We start from the raw sequence: 16,956 nt of genomic DNA on the forward strand, positions 1-16,956 counted from the left end.
ACAAGCCCTGAATGCCAATGATTATCATCTAAATGTTAGATGAGTCGCTCCCGTGCATCGCAACCTGCGGCGCTTTGCATTCATTCGGGTTGCCCGGCTGCAGGTACGGCATGAGGATCGGCGCCATGCCCTTTAGCACTTGCACGGGCAACGCCGAGGTGAATTTGAACGCTTCGGCCGAGCGCCCCGGCACGAATGCGGTCAATGTGCCGAAGTGGTTATCGCCCAGGAAGAACACGAAGGTGGCGGTGCGGTTCAGCGAACGCGAGCCGATCAAGCGGCCCCCGGCACCGAAGCTTTCGATGCGGTTGTCGCCGGTACCGGTCTTGCCGCCCATCACCAGCGGTGTACCGTCCTGCAGCTTGAAACTGCCGGAAATACGCCGCGCCGTCCCCGCGTCGACCACTTGCGACATGGCGCCTTTGAGGGCCCGCGCAACCTCCACTGGGAGGATCCGCTGGCCGCGGTCGGGGTCACTCACCAACTTGGTCTCGTAGGGGGTGTTGGCGGCGAAGTGCAGGGTGTCGATGCGCAAGGTCGGCAGGCGCACGCCGTCGTTTTGAATGATGCCGACCAGTTCGGAAAGGGCGGCCGGGCGGTCACCCGAGCTGCCGATGGCGGTGGCCAGCGACGGCACCAGGTGGTCGAACGGATAGCCCACGCGCTTCCAGCGCTGGTGAATGTCGAGGAACGCTTCAATCTCGACCATGGTGCGGATACGGCTGTCGCGTGCGCCCTGGTGGCGGCTCTTGAACAGCCAGCCATACACCTCCTGGCGTTCGAAGCGGCTGGCATTGACCATTTCGGTCAGCGTCGAGCTTGGGTGCTTGAGCAGGTAACCGAGCAGCCACAGGTCCAGCGGGTGGACCTTGGCGATGTAGCCCTGGTCGGGCAAGTCGTACTTGCCCGGGCCGTAGGCGTCGTACATTTCCGACAGGCGACCGTCGGTGAGTTTGCCCAGGGCAATCTTGTCGTCCTTGCTGTGCGCGCGTACGAAGGCGTTGAAGGTTTCCTGGCCGGCTTCGGGGAACAGGTAGCGGTGCACCGCCGCCAGGCGCTGCGGGGTCACGCGCATGCTGTCGAGGAAGGTGTCCAGGCGTTGTTGCGAGGTTTTGCGCTGGTACTTCTTCCAGAAGCGCATCAGGTAGTTGGTACCCTCCTTGTCGGCGAAACGGGCCAGGTATTCCTGGCGGCGGGGGTCGGCGTCGTCCTTGAGCAGCGGTACCCGATTGAACGGCTGTTGATAGGTGACGTAGCGCACCAGGTCGCGCATCAGGCGGATGAACGGCAGGTTGATCGATTCGCGCAGGGCGATCTTCAGCGTTGGGTTGCGGCTGTTGTCTTCCTTGCGGAAGTTGTTGAACACGTGCATGCCACCCCCGGTGAAGAAGGCTTCGCCGGTGTTGGCCGAATACTTGCGTTCCAGGGCGGCGTCGAGCATGGCATCGAGGTTCTGGTCCTTGCTGTTCTGCATCAGCCATTCCAGTGACCACTGGGTGATGCGGTCCAGTTCGGCCACCTCGACCTTCTTCAGTTCGGCAGCGGGCTTGCCGGCATACTTGTCGTGCAGCTCGGCGATGATTTCCAGGTAGGTGGTGAGCACCCGCAGCTTGGCCGTCGAGCCCAGTTCCAGCTTGCTGCCTTCGTTGATGTCGAACGGCTGGTCGGTGCTGTCGGTCTGCACCCGCACCCTGGATCCATCGGCGGTGCGCTCGAACAGCGTGAAGCTGTAGCGCACCTGGTCGGTGGTCTTGGTGGTCAGCAGGCGCTCGCCGATCAGCCCGATCTGCGCCGCGAATTCAGGGTCCGAGAGGTTCTTCAGGTACTGGCTGACCTGCATCTGCAGGTCAGCCTGCAGGGTGCTGGTGGCCGACAGGTCGAGGCGGTCGAGGTCGTACAGCGGGCGGTTGAGCATGGCTGCCAAGCGGTTGCGGGCCAGGCTGATGCCCTTGTTGGTGATGATCGGCACGATGGTCGGTTGTGCCACCCAGTCGCGATACACCGCCTTGCTGGCCAGCGCCGCATCGGCCAGCGGCTGGTCGATGACTTTGTTGGCGGCGAGCACGCGGACATGGGAATCGGTGAGCTCGGCCAGTTCGACCCGGCCTTTGGACAGGTAATGCGAGGGGCGACGCTGGGCGATCATCAGCGACAGCACCTGGCGCAGCGCAAGGCCACGCGCCGCGAGGCTTTCGGGGTCGCTGGCGGTCGACAGCAGGGCCTGGTTGACCTGGTCGAAATCGGCGCCGTACCAGACCCGCAGGCCTTCAGCCATGCCATGCACTTCACCGTGGCCGGGCACCGCCGAGAGCGGCACGCTGTTGAGGTAGTCGCGCACGATGCGCTGCCGGGCCTCGGTGGTGTCCGGGCCGCCTTGGTAGGCACGCACGCTGGCGGACACCATCTGGCGGATCTTCTCAGCGCCGGACACGGTCAGGCCATCCGGCGAGTGGCGGTACTTTTCCAGCTGCGTCGCCAGGGTACTGCCACCGGCCGACTGGCCGGGCAAGGCAAAGTACTTGGCCACCTGGCTGTAGGCGGCCTTGGCGAAGCGCGGCCAGTCGACGGCCGGGTTGTTGCGCGGGTCGGAGGTGTCGAGCAGGTCGCGGTTTTCGATGAACAACAGGCTGTTGACCATCACCGGCGGGATCGCTGCGAAGTCCGGGTACAGGTGTTGCGGGTAGTTGTACTGGTACAGCGTGTCGCCACGGCAGTCGGTAATCGACAGGCCAGCCTGAATTTTCTCGATATAGGGGGCGAACAGGCCGTGATCGACGTAGTCCATCAACGCAGGCGAGAACTGCACCTGTTCACTGATCAGGTAGTCACGTTTGAGCAGCCGCGGCAGGAATTCGCCCAGTGCGCTGTAGCCCAGGCGTTTGTCGAACGGGCCTTCACCGGGGTAGACGATGGCATCGCTGGGGCCTGGCTGCAGCGAGTAGGTCAGGGTGGTGGCGAGCTTGCTGAACTCCCGCGATTGCAGGTTGGAGGTGCGGAATTCGTCATAGGCGGCAAAGCCCAGGGCGATGAGGGCCACCAGCAGGATCAAAATGATCAGCCGCCACCAGAGCCGACGCTGACGTGGGGACTTTGCAGGTGGCGTCTCGGCCGGAGGGGTTGCGGGTGCTTCCGTTCTGGTTGGTTCCGATTGCCACAGTGCGCCCATAGTCTTCAATCCGGCCAGGTATTTTCGTCTTGCTTGTCTGAAGCTTAGACGTTGACCGGGTTGGGTGAAAAATTTGTAGGAAGGCGAGAAAAGTGGCGTAGGGATATGCGGCTTTGGTGTGGGTTTCGGGGCCAGGTGATGTTGATAAGGTGTCGCCCTGAATCTGCGGCGTGTAACAGCCTCAGAACCCTATCAGCAGTGGAATAGACCCGAGATTTCTCGCCAAATTTCCCCGTTTATACAGTGAAAATCCCTACAGGTAGCTTCCTATACTGCTCGCCCCTTCGACCTGCCGGATGCTCTACTCCGGCACACGGGCCGGCCCACAAGGCCAGCCCGGCCAATCAACGCCCCGCCTATCGGCGCGGCAGTTGCGGCACGAAGGTCAAATCCAATAACAAAATGAGGTTGTATTGCTATGCCAGTCGGCAACCACCCTGCCCATGCCGAGACCGCACAAGGCGGCCCTCTCAAGCGTGAACTGGGCGAACGGCACATCCGTCTTATGGCGCTGGGCGCCTGTATCGGTGTCGGTCTCTTCCTCGGTTCGGCCAAAGCCATCGAAATGGCCGGCCCTGCCATCATGCTTTCCTACATCATCGGTGGCCTGGCCATCCTGGTCATCATGCGCGCCCTCGGTGAGATGGCCGTGCACAACCCCGTTGCCGGCTCGTTCAGCCGCTACGCCCAGGACTACCTTGGCCCATTGGCCGGTTTCCTCACCGGCTGGAACTATTGGTTCCTGTGGCTGGTGACCTGCGTGGCGGAAATCACCGCAGTGGCCATCTACATGGGCATCTGGTTCCCCGACGTACCCCGCTGGATCTGGGCCTTGGCGGCGCTGGGCAGCATGGGCGCGGTCAACCTGGTTGCGGTCAAGGCGTTCGGTGAGTTCGAGTTCTGGTTCGCCCTGATCAAGATCGTCACCATCATCGCCATGGTCCTGGGGGGCATCGGCATCATTGCCTTCGGCCTGGGCAACGACGGCGTGGCGGTGGGTATTTCCAACCTGTGGAGCAATGGCGGCTTCATGCCCAATGGCGTGACCGGTGTGCTGATGTCGCTGCAGATGGTGATGTTTGCCTACCTGGGCGTGGAAATGATCGGCCTGACCGCCGGCGAAGCGCGCAACCCGCAAAAAACCATCCCGCAGGCCATCGGCTCGGTGTTCTGGCGCATCCTGCTGTTCTACGTGGGGGCGCTGTTCGTGATCCTGTCGATCTACCCGTGGAACGAGATCGGCAGCCAGGGCAGCCCGTTCGTGATGACCTTCGAGCGCCTTGGCATCAAGACTGCGGCCGGCATCATCAACTTCGTGGTCATCACGGCGGCGCTGTCGTCGTGCAACGGCGGCATCTTCAGCACTGGGCGCATGCTCTACAGCCTGGCGCAAAATGGCCAGGCCCCGGCGACCTTTGCCCGCACCTCGAAAAACGGTGTGCCGCGCAATGCGTTGCTGCTGTCGATTGGCGCACTGCTGCTGGGCGTGCTGGCCAATTACCTGGTGCCGGAGAAAGTCTTCGTCTGGGTGACCTCGATCGCCACCTTCGGCGCGATCTGGACCTGGGTGATGATCCTGCTGGCGCAGCTCAAATTCCGCGCCGGGCTGTCGACTGCCGAGCGCAAGGCGTTGAAATACCGCATGTGGCTGTGGCCGCTCAGCTCCTACCTGGCACTGGCTTTCCTGGTGCTGGTGGTGGGGCTGATGGCGTATTTCGAGGATACCCGCGTGGCGCTGTACATCGGGCCGGCGTTCCTGGTCTTGCTGACCGCCTTGTACTACACCTTCCGCCTGGCGCCGAAGGAGGCGCAAGGGGTAGCGAGCACCGCATCCTGATGTGAACTGGCTGGGGCCGCAGAGCGGCCCCAGCCATGTCAGGCTGCCACCTCACTGTTCGGCTCGAAGCTGTCCGCCCTGGCCAGCTGCCACATCCGCGAATAAAACTGCCCATTCACCTCGCCGGTCAGCAACTCGCCCGGCTTGAGGAATACGTGCATCTGCGAGAACAGCTTGATCTCCGTGGCCGATACGCGCCGCACCAGGTGTTTGGCCTCCAGTTGCGAGGGGTGGTCCAGGCCGGCCGCTGCCAGCATTTCGGCCAGGGCGCGCAGGGTGTTGTGGTGGAAGTTCAGCACCCGTTGGGCTTTGTCCGGCACCACCAGCGCACGCTGGCGCAACGGGTCTTGCGTGGCCACGCCAGTCGGGCACTTGTTGGTGTGGCAGCTTTGCGACTGGATGCAGCCAATGGCGAACATGAAGCCGCGCGCCGAGTTGGCCCAGTCGGCGCCGATGGCCAGCACGCTGGCGATATCGAACGCGCTGACGATCTTGCCGCTGGCGCCAAGCTTGATCTTGTCGCGCAGGTTCAGGCCCACCAGCGTGTTGTGCACGAACAGCAGGCCTTCTCGCAGGGGTACGCCGATGTGGTCGGTGAACTCTACCGGCGCAGCACCGGTGCCGCCTTCCTTGCCGTCGACGACGATGAAGTCGGGCAGGATGCCGGTTTCCAGCATGGCCTTGGCGATGCCCATGAACTCCCACGGGTGGCCCAGGCAGAACTTGAAGCCGACCGGCTTGCCGTCCGACAGCTCACGCAGTTGGGCGATGAACTGCATCATTTCTATCGGGGTGGAGAAGGCGCTGTGGCGGGACGGCGAAATGCAGTCCTCGCCCATGAGCACGCCACGGGTTTCGGCAATCTCCTGGGTCACTTTGTGCTTGGGCAGGATGCCGCCGTGGCCTGGCTTGGCGCCCTGGCTCATCTTGATCTCGATCATGCGCACCTGCGGGCTGCGTGCCTGGGCGGCAAAGCGCTCCGGGTCGAAGCGCCCGTCAGGCGTGCGGCAGCCAAAGTAGCCGCTGCCCAGCTCCCAGACCAGGTCGCCACCGTGTTCCCGGTGGTAAGGGCTGATGCTGCCTTCGCCGGTGTCGTGGTGGAAGTTGCCCAGCTTGGCGCCCTGGTTGAGGGCGCGGATGGCGTTGGCGCTGAGTGAGCCGAAGCTCATGGCGGAAATGTTGAATATCGACGCCGAATACGGCTGCCGGCACTGCGGCCCGCCGACGATGACGCGGAAGCTCGCCGGGTCGGTCAGCGGTGCCGGGCGCATGGAGTGGCCGATGAATTCGAAGCCGGACTCATACACGTCGATCAGGGTACCGAAGGGTTTGTCCGAGGCTTCGTTCTTGGCCCGGGCATAGACCAGCGAGCGTTGCGCGCGGGAGAAGGGCAGGGCGTCGCTGTCGGCTTCGAGCAGGTACTGGCGAATCTCTGGGCGAATGCCCTCGACCAGGTAACGGATGTTGCCGAGGATCGGGTAGTTGCGGCGTACGGCGTGGCGTTGCTGCAGCAAGTCGAACACACCGATCAGGCTGAGCACGGCAGTGGTCAGGGTGAACGGCCACAACCATTCATGGTGGGTGAACGGCAGGCTCGCCAGGGTGAACAGTACACAGGCGGCGAAGAAGGCGTAGCGGCTGAGAAGTGACAGGCTCATACGGGGTCCTTGCGATGGCGCGGTCAGGCTCAGGGCCTGGGGCAAACCCCGACCATAGCCCGGTTGGGCGATGCTGAAAATGAAAATCGGGGTATCGAAAATCATTCGCTTCAGCGTGCATCGCTCAACAACCTGCGGCGCCAGGTGTCCTGTTCCTCCACCGAGGCCTCGATGAGGAACTGGTAACGCCCGGCGACTCGCACCGCCACCGGCACGCCATCGCGGTACAGCAAGCGGTTACCGCTCACCGCGGGTAGTTTCGCCCCTGGCAGCAATGACCCGACCACATTGAGCGGGTCGCTGGCGCTGACCATCACCAGTGCGCCCTCCGGCTCACGCCGGCGCACTTGCCGCAACAGGCCCACAGCCTCTGGCAAGGCGAACTGCTCACCGGCCAGCCCAGCAATGAAGCGCCCACCCCGGATTTCGCCGCGGGCCTCCAGGCGGTGATAGCAACGCAGCAATTCGCGCCAGGGCGGCAATACATCACTTTCCCGCTCCAGCAGCCGCCAGCAGATCACCCCATAGCGGCGCAACAGGGCGCGGGCGATGTGCTCCAGACGCTGGCTGTCGTCTATTGCAGCAGTGCCCCTGCGCAACAGCGCCCAGCGGCCGGCGTGGGCCATGCTGGTGGAGAGGGGGGCATGGCCGCGCCTGCTGTTGCGCGAGGTGCGTTTTGCCGCTGGCGTGATCAGGCTGCGCAGCCCGGTGAAGCTGTCGGCACCCACCAGGCCAAAGCCCACCAGTGCCTGCAGCGCGGTTTCCAGTTCGCTGGGCAGCAGGTGGGCTTCCTGCGTCAGTTCATCGAAGAACAACGCCCCATGCGCCTGCAACACGTCATGCACGCGTTGCGCCCGCGGGCCGAGCTCGTCTACTGCCGGTACGGGCGCCAGGCTGCGCCAGAGGCCCAGGTGTTCGCGCGGCAGCAGCACCAGCGGTGTACTGGCCAAGGTCGTGCTGGCCACCGTGGTCGCCAGCCGGCTCCAGGCAAACTGCCCGCTGCGGCAGGTGTCGTCGAGCCAGTGCGGGCTGTAGTCCTGGATGCGTGCCGGCAGCAGCTCCGCCTCCCAGGCGCCGGCCGCAGCGGGGAAGCCCTGCAACTGTGCCAGCACTTCAGCTACGGCCTGTGGCCCGCGCAGGCGCTCATCTGCGGCCAGGTGCTGCCAGTCGAACAGAAAACGCATGAAGTCTTGCAGGCTGACCGGTTCGATCTCCCGGCGCAGGCGTTTGACCGTGTAGCGGTGGATGCGCGCCAGCAAGTGCCGTTCGCACCACTGCAGCTGTTGTTCCGCAGGCCTGAAATAGCCGCGCAACACGTAGCCCTCGGCCTCCAGGCGGGCCAGGGCCTGTTCGATGTCTGGCTGCGGCTTGCCTAGCGGGGTGGCGATCTGCGCCACGGTTTGCGGGCCGTGGCCACTTAAGCGGGCACGCAGCAGTTCGCTTAGCGCATCGTCCGCCTCGATGGCCTGCTCGAAGCCTGGCAGCACGTTCAGCGCAGGTTCGGTGACTGAACCTGGATACACACGTTGCAGCAGGCTCAGGCGTTCACGCGCGAGCCACAGCTGTTGATCCGGCAGGCGCAGGGCGCGCCCCGCTTTGGCCAGTTGCCGAAGCAGTAAATCCCAAGGGGCGTTGGCCTGCACTTCATGGGCAGTGATGGCCCCCAGGCTCATCAACGCTTCGTGCATCTCGTCGGCGTTAGCCGCTTGCGGCCAGGCCTCGCTCTCTACGGCGGCGATGGCATCGGTGTCCAGCGCGCCCAGCTCATCCGCGCTGTGCAGTTCGTTCCAGCGCCGGTTGAGCACGGCCTGGGTGCGTCGCTCTTCCAGGGGCGCATCGTCAAGAAAGGCGTAGGGCCTGGCGTTGAGGATGGCCGAGGCCAGTGGCGACGGGGCCGGCAGGTCACGGCTGAGCAAGCGGACCTCACCGCCTTCGATGCGGCGCAGCAAGGCCAGCCAGCCTTCGCTGTCCATGGCTTCGTGCAGGCAGTCGTCGAGGGTCTGCTCGACCAGCGGATGATCCGGAATCTGCCGTTCGCCGGCGATGTTTTCCAGGCAGGCGATCTGGTCGGGGAACACCGAAGCGATCAGGTCCTCGCTTTTCATTCGCTGGAGCTGCGGGGCCACCTTGCGCCCACCGACGAAGCGCGGCAAGGCCATGGCCACGGCAGCGTTCCAGCGCCAGCGCACGCCGAACAAGGGCGCATCGAGCAGGGCCTGGATCAGGAGCTGTTCGGCGCTGCGGCTGGACAGGTAGCGCCACACCTCATCCAGCGTAAAACTGTGGCTGGTGGACAGCGACAGGACGATGGCATCTTCGCTGGCCGCCGCCTGCAGTTCAAAATTGAAGGTGCGGCAAAAGCGCTTGCGCAGGGCCAGGCCCCAGGCACGGTTGATGCGGCTGCCGTAGGGCGAGTGGATGATCAGCTGGGTACCGCCGGACTCATCGAAGAAGCGCTCCATGATCAGCGTCTGCTGCGAGGGCAGGGCGCCCAGCACCTCGCGGGTGCGCCCCAGGTAATCGAGCAACTGGCTGGCGCTGTCTTCGCCCAGTTCGAAGGTGCGCTGCAGCCAGCCCTGCACGGCGGTACTGTCGGCGCCGGGCAACCCCAGTCGCTCATCGATGCGTGCCTGCAGCCGAGCGACCGCGGCGGACAATTCGTCACTGCGCCCCGGTGCTTCGCCCAGCCAGAAAGGGATGGTCGGCGGCAGGCCGTGGGCGTCTTCTACCCGCACCCGGCCCGATTCGACGCGCAAGATCCGGTAGGAGGCGTTGCCCAATTGGAAAATATCGCCGGCAATGCTTTCCACGGCGAAGTCTTCATTGACGCTGCCAATGTTCAGTGCCTGCGGCTCGAGTAGCACCGCGTAGTCGGCGGTTTCGGGGATGGTCCCGCCACTGGTCAGCGCAGTCAGTTGGCTGCCGCGGCGGCCGCGCAAGGTGCCGCTGACCGCGTCGCGGTGCAGGTAGGCGCTACGGATGCCCTGGCGGCCGTTATAGCCTTCGGCGAGCATGCGCAGCAGCGCCTGGTAATGGTTGACGTCGAGTTCGGCGTAAGGCGTTGCCTGGCGCAGGCAGTCGAACAGCGCTTGTTCCTGCCAGGGCTGATTACTGGTTTCGGCGACAATCTGCTGGGCCAGCACGTCGAGGGGCGCAGTGGGTATGTGCAGTTGGTCGAGCTCCCCGTGGCGCACGCAGTCCAGCAGGGCGATGCATTCGATCAAGTCGTCGCGCGAAGTGGGGAACAGGCGTCCTTTGGGGATGCCCTCGACCTGGTGCCCGGAGCGCCCGACGCGTTGCAAGAAGGCCGCGATCGAGCCCGGTGAGGCGATCTGGCAGACCAGGTCGACATCGCCGATGTCGATGCCCAACTCCAGTGACGCCGTGGCCACCAGCACCTGCAACTGGCCGGTTTTCAGGCGCTGTTCCGCATCCAGGCGCAGTTCCTTGGCCAGGCTGCCGTGGTGCGCGGCCACCGCGTCCTTGCCCAGGCGATCGCTGAGGTGGCGGGTCAGGCGCTCGGCCAGGCGCCGGGTGTTGACGAACACCAGCGTGGTGCGGTGCTCGCGGGCGAGGGTTGCCAGGCGGTCGTAGACCAGGTTCCAAACGTCCGTGGCCATGACCGCGCCCAAGGGCACGGGCGGCACCTCGAGGGCCAGGTCGCGCTGGCGGGCGTGGCCAATGTCGACGATCGCGCAAGGGCGCTGATGGCCGACCAGAAATTGCGCCACGCGCTCCACCGGCCGCTGGGTGGCCGACAGGCCAATGCGACGCAACGGCCGCCCCGTCAGCGCCTGCAGGCGTTCGAGGGTCAGTGCCAAGTGCGCCCCCCGTTTGTTGCCGGCCAGGGCATGGATCTCATCGACGATCACTGTGTGCACGCTGGCCAGGCCCGCGCGGCCCGAGGCCGAGCCCATCAGCACATAGAGTGATTCCGGCGTGGTCACCAGGATATGAGGGGCCAGCTTGCGCATGGCTGCACGTTCTTTTTGCGGTGTATCGCCGGTGCGCACTGCGGTGCTGATGCGGGGCGGCTTGAGGCCCTGGTCTTCCAGCGCCTGGCTGATGCCTTCGAGCGGTGCTTGCAGGTTCAGGCGAATATCGTTGGACAGCGCTTTGAGCGGCGAGACATACACCACTTGGGTGCACGCGGGCAGTTCGCCGCCGTGTTCGAGGCCTTGGCAGAACAGTTCGTCGAGCACGGCCAGAAAGGCGCTCAAGGTCTTGCCGGAGCCGGTCGGTGCGGCCAGCAGCATCGACTGGCCGCCGTGAATCAATGGCCAGGCACGCGCCTGGGCGTCGGTGACCGTGGCGAAATGGCGACGGAACCAGGTGCCGACGGCGGGGTGGAACAGCGCCAGCACCGGGTGCTGTTGGGCGGGTAGGTTCATGTGTTGGTTATGGCGGGTGCGCGGCGGGTTGGCAAGGGGCCGTTCGTCTGTGAGGGCAGGCTGCTCCGACCTTGTCAGGCGATGAACCCCATGGGATCCTCTCAGGCTTTTCCAGCGAGCCCATCCCATGCCCAACACCCTTCGCATCGCCGCCGCCCTGCTGATCGACCCCCAGGGCCGCACCTTGCTGGTGCGCAAGCGCGGCACCGTGGCCTTCATGCAGCCCGGCGGCAAGATCGATGCGGGTGAGTCGCCGGTAGAGGCGCTGGTGCGTGAGCTGCATGAGGAACTGGGCCTGCGCATCGACCCGGCCCAGGCCGTCCACCTCGGCCAGTTCAGCGCGCCGGCTGCCAACGAGCCAGGCTACCAGGTGCAAGCCGAACTGTTTCGCGTCGACAGCGCCGAAGCCGTGACCCCGGCGGCGGAAATCGAAGAAGTGGTGTGGCTGGCGGCGGACCAGGCGCCTGCGTTTGAGCTGGCGCCGCTGACCCGCGACCTGATCCTGCCGTTGTACCGCCAGGCCGTCAGCGTACCGCGCTGACCCCATCGAGGGTGGCGAACGAAGTGTCCTTGGCGGTCAGCAAGAAATCGCGCATGTACGGCGCATCGAGCATGTCGGTGCGTACCGCCGCATAAAGCGTGGCGAACAGGCCCTTTTCGCCCAGGCGCTTGCCTTTCACATAGCCCCGCGAGCTGTACTCGTGCAGTGCCCAGTGCGGCATGCCGCACACGCCACGGCCGCTGGCGACCAATTGCATCATCATCACCGTCAGCTCCGAGGTACGCACGGCGGCAGGCTCGATGTCGGCCGGCTCCAGGAAGCGGGTGAAGATATCCAGGCGATCGCGTTCCACCGGGTAGGTGATCAGGGTCTGGTCGAGCAGGTCTTGTGGCACCATGTAAGGCTTGCTGGCCAGCGGGTGCTGGTTGGCCACGGCGAGCATGGCTTCATAGGTGAACAGCGGCACGTAGGTGATGCCGGCCAGGTCCAGAGGATCGGAGGTGACTACCAGGTCCAGGTCGCCACGGGCCAGCGCGGGCAGGGGAGCGAAGGCGAAACCCGAGGCCAGGTCCAGCTCGACTTCCGGCCAGGCATCGCGGAACTGGTCGATGGTCGGCATCAGCCATTGGAAGCAGCTGTGGCATTCGATGGCCATGTGCAAGCGCCCGGCGGTGCCACCGGCCAAGCGCGCGATGTCACGCTCGGCGCCGCGCAGCAGCGGCAGCGTGGCATCTGCCAGTTGCAGCAAGCGCAGGCCGGCACTGGTGAAGCGGATCGGTTTGCTCTTGCGCACGAACAGCGGCAAGCCCAGGCGCTCTTCCAGCTCTTTGAACTGGTGCGACAGCGCCGACTGTGTCAGGTGCAGGCGTTCGGCGGCCTCTACCAGGCTGTCGGCCTCGCGCAGGGCATGAAGGGTTTTCAGGTGGCGGATCTCCAGCACTGCTGACTCCGAGGGTTGAATGCCAAAGGGAAGGAATTGAGTTGAGTTTCTCTCATGTTGACCAGGCTGTCGACTGGACCGTTGGCCACACCACTCAGCGGGGGTCATCAAACTGTCACTGAACTGTGGCAGCGCGCCCGACAGAAATTCATCAAACTCGCGCTCTACTGGGGATCTGCATTCTGGTGTTTCTTTCATGCGGGCTTTGCTGCTGTTTCTCTTCTTCCTTTTCAGCGTGCCGGCGAGTTTCGCCGACCAACGCTGTGACACGCAGGTAGCGGTACAACGGGCCGAACTGGGTGATTTGAGCCTGGTTTACCAAAGCGTCGGTGCGCCGCGAGACCCTGCATTGCTGCTGGTCATGGGCCTGGGCGGGCAACTGATCCATTGGCCGGACGACGTGGTCGAGGCTTTGTGCCGCCAGGGTTTTCGGGTCATACGCTACGACAACCGCGATGTCGGCCTGTCGCGCTGGAACCAACTGCCACCCTCGGCCAACCTGACGGTCGAGCTGCTGCGCTACAAGCTCGGCCTGCCGGTTTCCGCCCCCTATACGCTCACTGATATGGCGGGGGATGGGCTGCGCTTGATGGATTCATTGGGCATACGCCAGTTTCATGTGCTGGGGGTCAGCATGGGCGGGATGATTGCCCAGCACCTGGCGGCAATGGCGCCAGAGCGGGTCCGTAGCCTGACGCTGGTGATGTCCAGCTCAGGCGCCGCAGGGTTGCCGGCGCCGGACCCTGCCCTGGTGCAGCTGTTGGCCCGGCGCAGTGCGCCCAACCGTGAGGTAGCGATCGAGCAGCAGGCTGACTTGCTGGCGGCACTGGGCAGCCCGCAGGTGCGTGATGATCGGGCCGCTTTGTTGCAGCAGGCAGCGGTGGCCTATGACCGGGCATTCAACCCGGATGGTGCCAAGCGCCAGATCATGGCGATCCTGGCCGAACCGAGCCGCGTGGCGTTGCTCAACCAGCTGCGCGTGCCGACGCTGGTGGTGCATGGCACGGCCGACCCGTTGTTGCCGGTGATGCATGGGGTGCACTTGGCGGCGCATATCCAGGGCAGCCAGCTGCGCTTGATACCGGGGCTGGCGCACCGCTTTCAGGAGCCGTTCAAGGCGCCGTTGCTGGGGGCGGTGCTGCCTTACCTGCAATCGCATCGGCAGGATGTGACGCATATTGCGGGGCTGTGAGATTGGCATTGCCCGCGAAGCAGGCGCCGCCGATTTTCAGCCCAGCCCGTACTTTTTCACTTTGTCGAACAGCGTGGTCTTGGCCATGCCCAGCTCCTGGCTGGCCTGGCTGAGGTTGCCGCCGGTGCGTTGCAAGGCATCGCTGAGCAGGTTGCGTTCAAAGGCCTCGACAGCCTCGGAAAAACCCAGGCCCTGGCTGGCGCCGCCACTCGGGCCCTTCTTGAAGGCCGGTAAGCCCAAGGCATGACGCTCGGCAACGTTGCGCAATTCTCGCACGTTGCCCGGCCAGTCATGGGCCATCAACCGCGACAAGGTCTGGCTGTCCAGTGTCGGTGCTTCACGGTCGAAGCGCAGGGCCGATTGCTGCAGGAAGTGTTCGAACAACTGCAGGATGTCTTCGCGGCGCTCACGCAGGGGGGGGAGCTCCAGCGTCACCACGTTCAGCCGGTAGTACAGGTCACTGCGAAACTGCCCGTTCTGCCCCATGGCATCGAGGTCGGACTTGGTCGCGGCGATTACCCGGCAATCCACCGCGATGCTCTGGTTTGAGCCCAGCCGCTCCAGTGTGCGCTCCTGCAACACCCGCAGCAGTTTGATCTGCAGGTTGATCGGCATGCTCTCGACCTCGTCGAGGAACAGCGTGCCGCCATTGGCGTGTTCGATCTTGCCGATTCGGCGTTTACCTGCGCCGGTAAAAGCGTTGGCTTCGTGGCCGAAAATTTCGCTCTCGAAGAGGTTTTCGGGCAGGCCGCCGCAGTTCAGCGCCACGAAAGGTTGGCCCTGGCGGCGGCTGAAATCGTGCAGGCAGCGGGCGACCAGTTCTTTGCCGGTGCCGGTCTCGCCTTCGATCAGCACGTTGGCCGAGGTGTCGGCGACGTTGGCGATCAGTTCACGCAGGTGCTCCATGGCCGGCGAGCGGCCAATGATGCGGCCCTCCAGGCTGCTCTGTTCGGCCAGTTGGCGGCGCAAGGCAACCACCTCGCGGGACAGGCCGCGCTGTTCGAGGGCGCGGCGCACCACGTCGACCAGGCGCTCGGGGGAGAAGGGCTTTTCCATGAAATCGTAGGCGCCGTTGCGCATGGCGCCGACCGCCATGTCGATATCGCCATGGCCGGTGATCAGCACCACCGGCAGGCTGCGGTCGCGGGCCTTGAGGCGGTTGAGCAGCTCAAGGCCATCGATGCCGGGCAGGCGAATGTCGCTGACGACGATGCCGGCAAAGTCGTCGCCGATGCGTTCCAGGGCCTGTTCGGCGCTGCCGACCCCTTCGCAGGCGATGTCTTCCAGGGCCAATGCCTGCTGGCAGCCGAGCAGCACATGCGGGTCGTCTTCGACAATCAGGACGGTGAGAGGCGCTTGGTTCATGGGTGCTCTGCCGATTCGCTAGGGGGGGATACCAGGGGCAGGACAAGCACGAAGGCCGTGCCGCCACTGACAGGATGCTCGACGTTCAGGCTGCCTTTGGCGGCGGCGGCAAGGCTCGCCGACAAGGTCAGGCCCAGGCCCAGGCCATGTTCGCCCGGTTTGGTGGTGAAGAAGGGTTCAAACAAATGCTTGCGTGCCTCGGCGTCGATGCCATGGCCGTTGTCGCGTACCCGCAGGCGATACTTGTCACCCTGCAGTTCGCCTTCGAGCCACAGCTCTGGCAGGGGCTGGGTGGCCATGGCGTCGATGGCGTTGCCGATCAGGTTGACCAGGATCTGCTCCAGGCGGGTCTGGTCGATGGCCAGTTGATGGTCTTCGAACTGGTTGTGCAATTGCAAGTGGCAGCCACTGATGCGGTTGGCCAGTACCTGCAGGGTGGCGTCCACCGCCTTGGCCAGCGAGGCCTGGCCACCGTCGTCGCCACGGCGGGCGAATGAACGCAGGCTGGCGGTGATTCGGCCCATGCGGTCGATCAGGTCGTTCATGGTACGCAGGTTGGTGCTGGCCGTTTCCAGCGCGCCGCGTTCGAGGAAGCGCACGGTGTTGCCGGACAACGTGCGCAGCGCGGCCAAGGGCTGGTTGAGTTCGTGGGCGATGCTGGTCGACATCTGCCCGATGGCAGCCAGCTTGCCCGCCTGCACCAGCTCATCCTGGGCATGACGCAGGGTTTGCTCAGCATGCCGGCGCTCGCGGATCTGCCCCTTCAGCCGCTCATTGCTGGCACGCAAGTCGGCGGTGCGTTCGGTGATGCGGCGTTCGAGTTGGCTGTTGGCTTCCTGCAGCGCCTCGCGGGCGGCCAGGCGGGTGGCGATGACCTTGCGGCGTTCGTTCCAGGCGATGCCCAGGATGGCCAGCAGGGCGAATGCCACCCCGACCAGGATGCCTTGCACCATCGATTCTCGGCGCAGGTCCTGCAGCGGGGTCAGCAGGGTGAAATGCCACGGGGTGTCGACCAGGCGTCGGGTCTGTGCCAGGTAGGCCACTTCATGGGCCTTGCCTTGTGCCGTTTCGCTGTTGGCCGGGAAGGTCAGCTTTTCAACACCATCGGCGAGGGTTTCCCGCGCCAGAGGTTGCAGCTCGTTCAGCGGCCACCAGTAATACTGCAGGCTGCGCGCCAGGCGCTCCTTGATTTGCGGGGTCAGCGGGCGCACCGACTTCAAGCGACGGGCCGGGTCACTGGACAGAATGATGATGCCGTTCTCATCGCTGACGAACGCTTCCAGGCGGGCGCGCTGCCAACGTTCTTCGAGGGTGTCCAGGCGTACCTTGATCACCGCAACGCCTATGATCTTGCCGTGTTCTTCCAGGCCATGGGCCAGGTAGTAGCCGGCCTCGCCGGTGGTGCTGCCGATGCCATAGAAGCGCCCGGGTTCGCCGCGCACGGCAGTCTGGAAGTAGGCCCTGAACGACAGGTCTTCACCCAGAAACGAATCGGCATCGCGCCAGTTGCTGGTGGCCTGCACCCGGCCGTTGGTGTCGAGCACGAAGATTGCCCGGCTGCGGCTGCGCCGGTTCAGGCCTTCGAGGTATTCGTTGACCGCCTGGCGGGAGCCGCCATCGGGCTCGGTGAGCAGGTGCGAGACGCTGTCTTCAAGCTCCAGCAGGCTGGGCAGGTAGGTGTATTTGCTGATCTCGCTCTCGACCGTGCGCGCGTGCAGCTCCAGCTGACGCTCGCCGTTTTCGCTCAGGCTGCGGATGCCATTGCTCTCGCTGACCAGGTAACCGGCCATGCCGAGGCCGACCATCAGCAGGATGACCAGGGGGGGTAACAGCAATTGACGAATCAGGCGGGAATTCACGGCAGGTCTGGCAGGGAGAAGAAGCGAAGGATCGCATTTCATCACA

9 protein-coding genes are annotated in these 16,956 nt (G+C 64.6%); 3 read left to right on the top strand and 6 right to left on the bottom strand.

Features of this window, described 5'->3' with window-relative positions:
- Positions 1–28 precede the first annotated feature (28 nt).
- On the bottom strand, positions 29–3,166 hold the full coding sequence (locus QOS90_RS20480) for a transglycosylase domain-containing protein (protein ID WP_085273568.1): 3,138 nt from the start codon (positions 3,164–3,166) through the stop codon (positions 29–31).
- 418 nt (positions 3,167–3,584) lie between these two features.
- Here QOS90_RS20480 and QOS90_RS20485 point away from each other — a divergent pair, with 418 nt between their 5' ends.
- Complete coding sequence (locus QOS90_RS20485; RefSeq protein WP_027594170.1) at positions 3,585–5,003, top strand: amino acid permease; 1,419 nt, start codon at positions 3,585–3,587, stop codon at positions 5,001–5,003.
- A 38-nt stretch (positions 5,004–5,041) separates the two neighbouring features.
- Here QOS90_RS20485 and QOS90_RS20490 read toward each other — a convergent pair whose 3' ends face one another.
- Together QOS90_RS20490 and QOS90_RS20495 are read right to left on the bottom strand one after the other, a co-directional pair.
- Positions 5,042–6,661, bottom strand: a complete 1,620-nt coding sequence (locus QOS90_RS20490; protein ID WP_085273652.1) for an FMN-binding glutamate synthase family protein — start codon at positions 6,659–6,661, stop codon at positions 5,042–5,044.
- Positions 6,662–6,771: 110 nt separating this feature from the next.
- Complete coding sequence (locus QOS90_RS20495; protein ID WP_085273567.1) at positions 6,772–11,052, bottom strand: DEAD/DEAH box helicase; 4,281 nt, start codon at positions 11,050–11,052, stop codon at positions 6,772–6,774.
- A gap of 127 nt (positions 11,053–11,179) precedes the next feature.
- Here QOS90_RS20495 and QOS90_RS20500 point away from each other — a divergent pair, with 127 nt between their 5' ends.
- Positions 11,180–11,593, top strand: a complete 414-nt coding sequence (locus tag QOS90_RS20500; protein WP_085273566.1) for an NUDIX hydrolase — start codon at positions 11,180–11,182, stop codon at positions 11,591–11,593.
- On the opposite strand, the gene metR is transcribed toward QOS90_RS20500, so the two are convergent.
- Positions 11,577–12,494, bottom strand: coding sequence for a transcriptional regulator MetR (gene metR / locus QOS90_RS20505; protein ID WP_027594174.1), 918 nt, complete (start codon positions 12,492–12,494; stop codon positions 11,577–11,579). The two genes, QOS90_RS20500 and metR, sit on opposite strands and share 17 nt — an antisense overlap.
- Positions 12,495–12,690: 196 nt before the next feature.
- On the opposite strand from metR, the gene QOS90_RS20510 reads away from it, so the two are divergent.
- Entirely contained in the window at positions 12,691–13,686 is a 996-nt protein-coding gene (locus QOS90_RS20510; RefSeq protein WP_085273565.1) for an alpha/beta fold hydrolase, read from the top strand.
- 36 nt (positions 13,687–13,722) lie between these two features.
- Here QOS90_RS20510 and aauR read toward each other — a convergent pair whose 3' ends face one another.
- Both aauR and aauS read right to left on the bottom strand, forming a co-directional pair.
- On the bottom strand, positions 13,723–15,051 hold the full coding sequence (gene aauR, locus QOS90_RS20515) for a two-component response regulator AauR (protein WP_085273564.1): 1,329 nt from the start codon (positions 15,049–15,051) through the stop codon (positions 13,723–13,725).
- The gene (aauS, locus tag QOS90_RS20520) at positions 15,048–16,952 is read right to left on the bottom strand and encodes a two-component sensor histidine kinase AauS (RefSeq protein ID WP_085273563.1); all 1,905 of its coding nucleotides are present in this window, start codon (positions 16,950–16,952) and stop codon (positions 15,048–15,050) included. The genes aauR and aauS overlap by 4 nt, the downstream gene beginning before the upstream one ends.
- Positions 16,953–16,956 lie beyond the last annotated feature (4 nt).

The sequence above is a fragment of the Pseudomonas sp. LAIL14HWK12:I10 genome (assembly GCF_900184205.1).
Taxonomy (GTDB): Bacteria; Pseudomonadota; Gammaproteobacteria; order Pseudomonadales; family Pseudomonadaceae; genus Aquipseudomonas; species Aquipseudomonas kermanshahensis.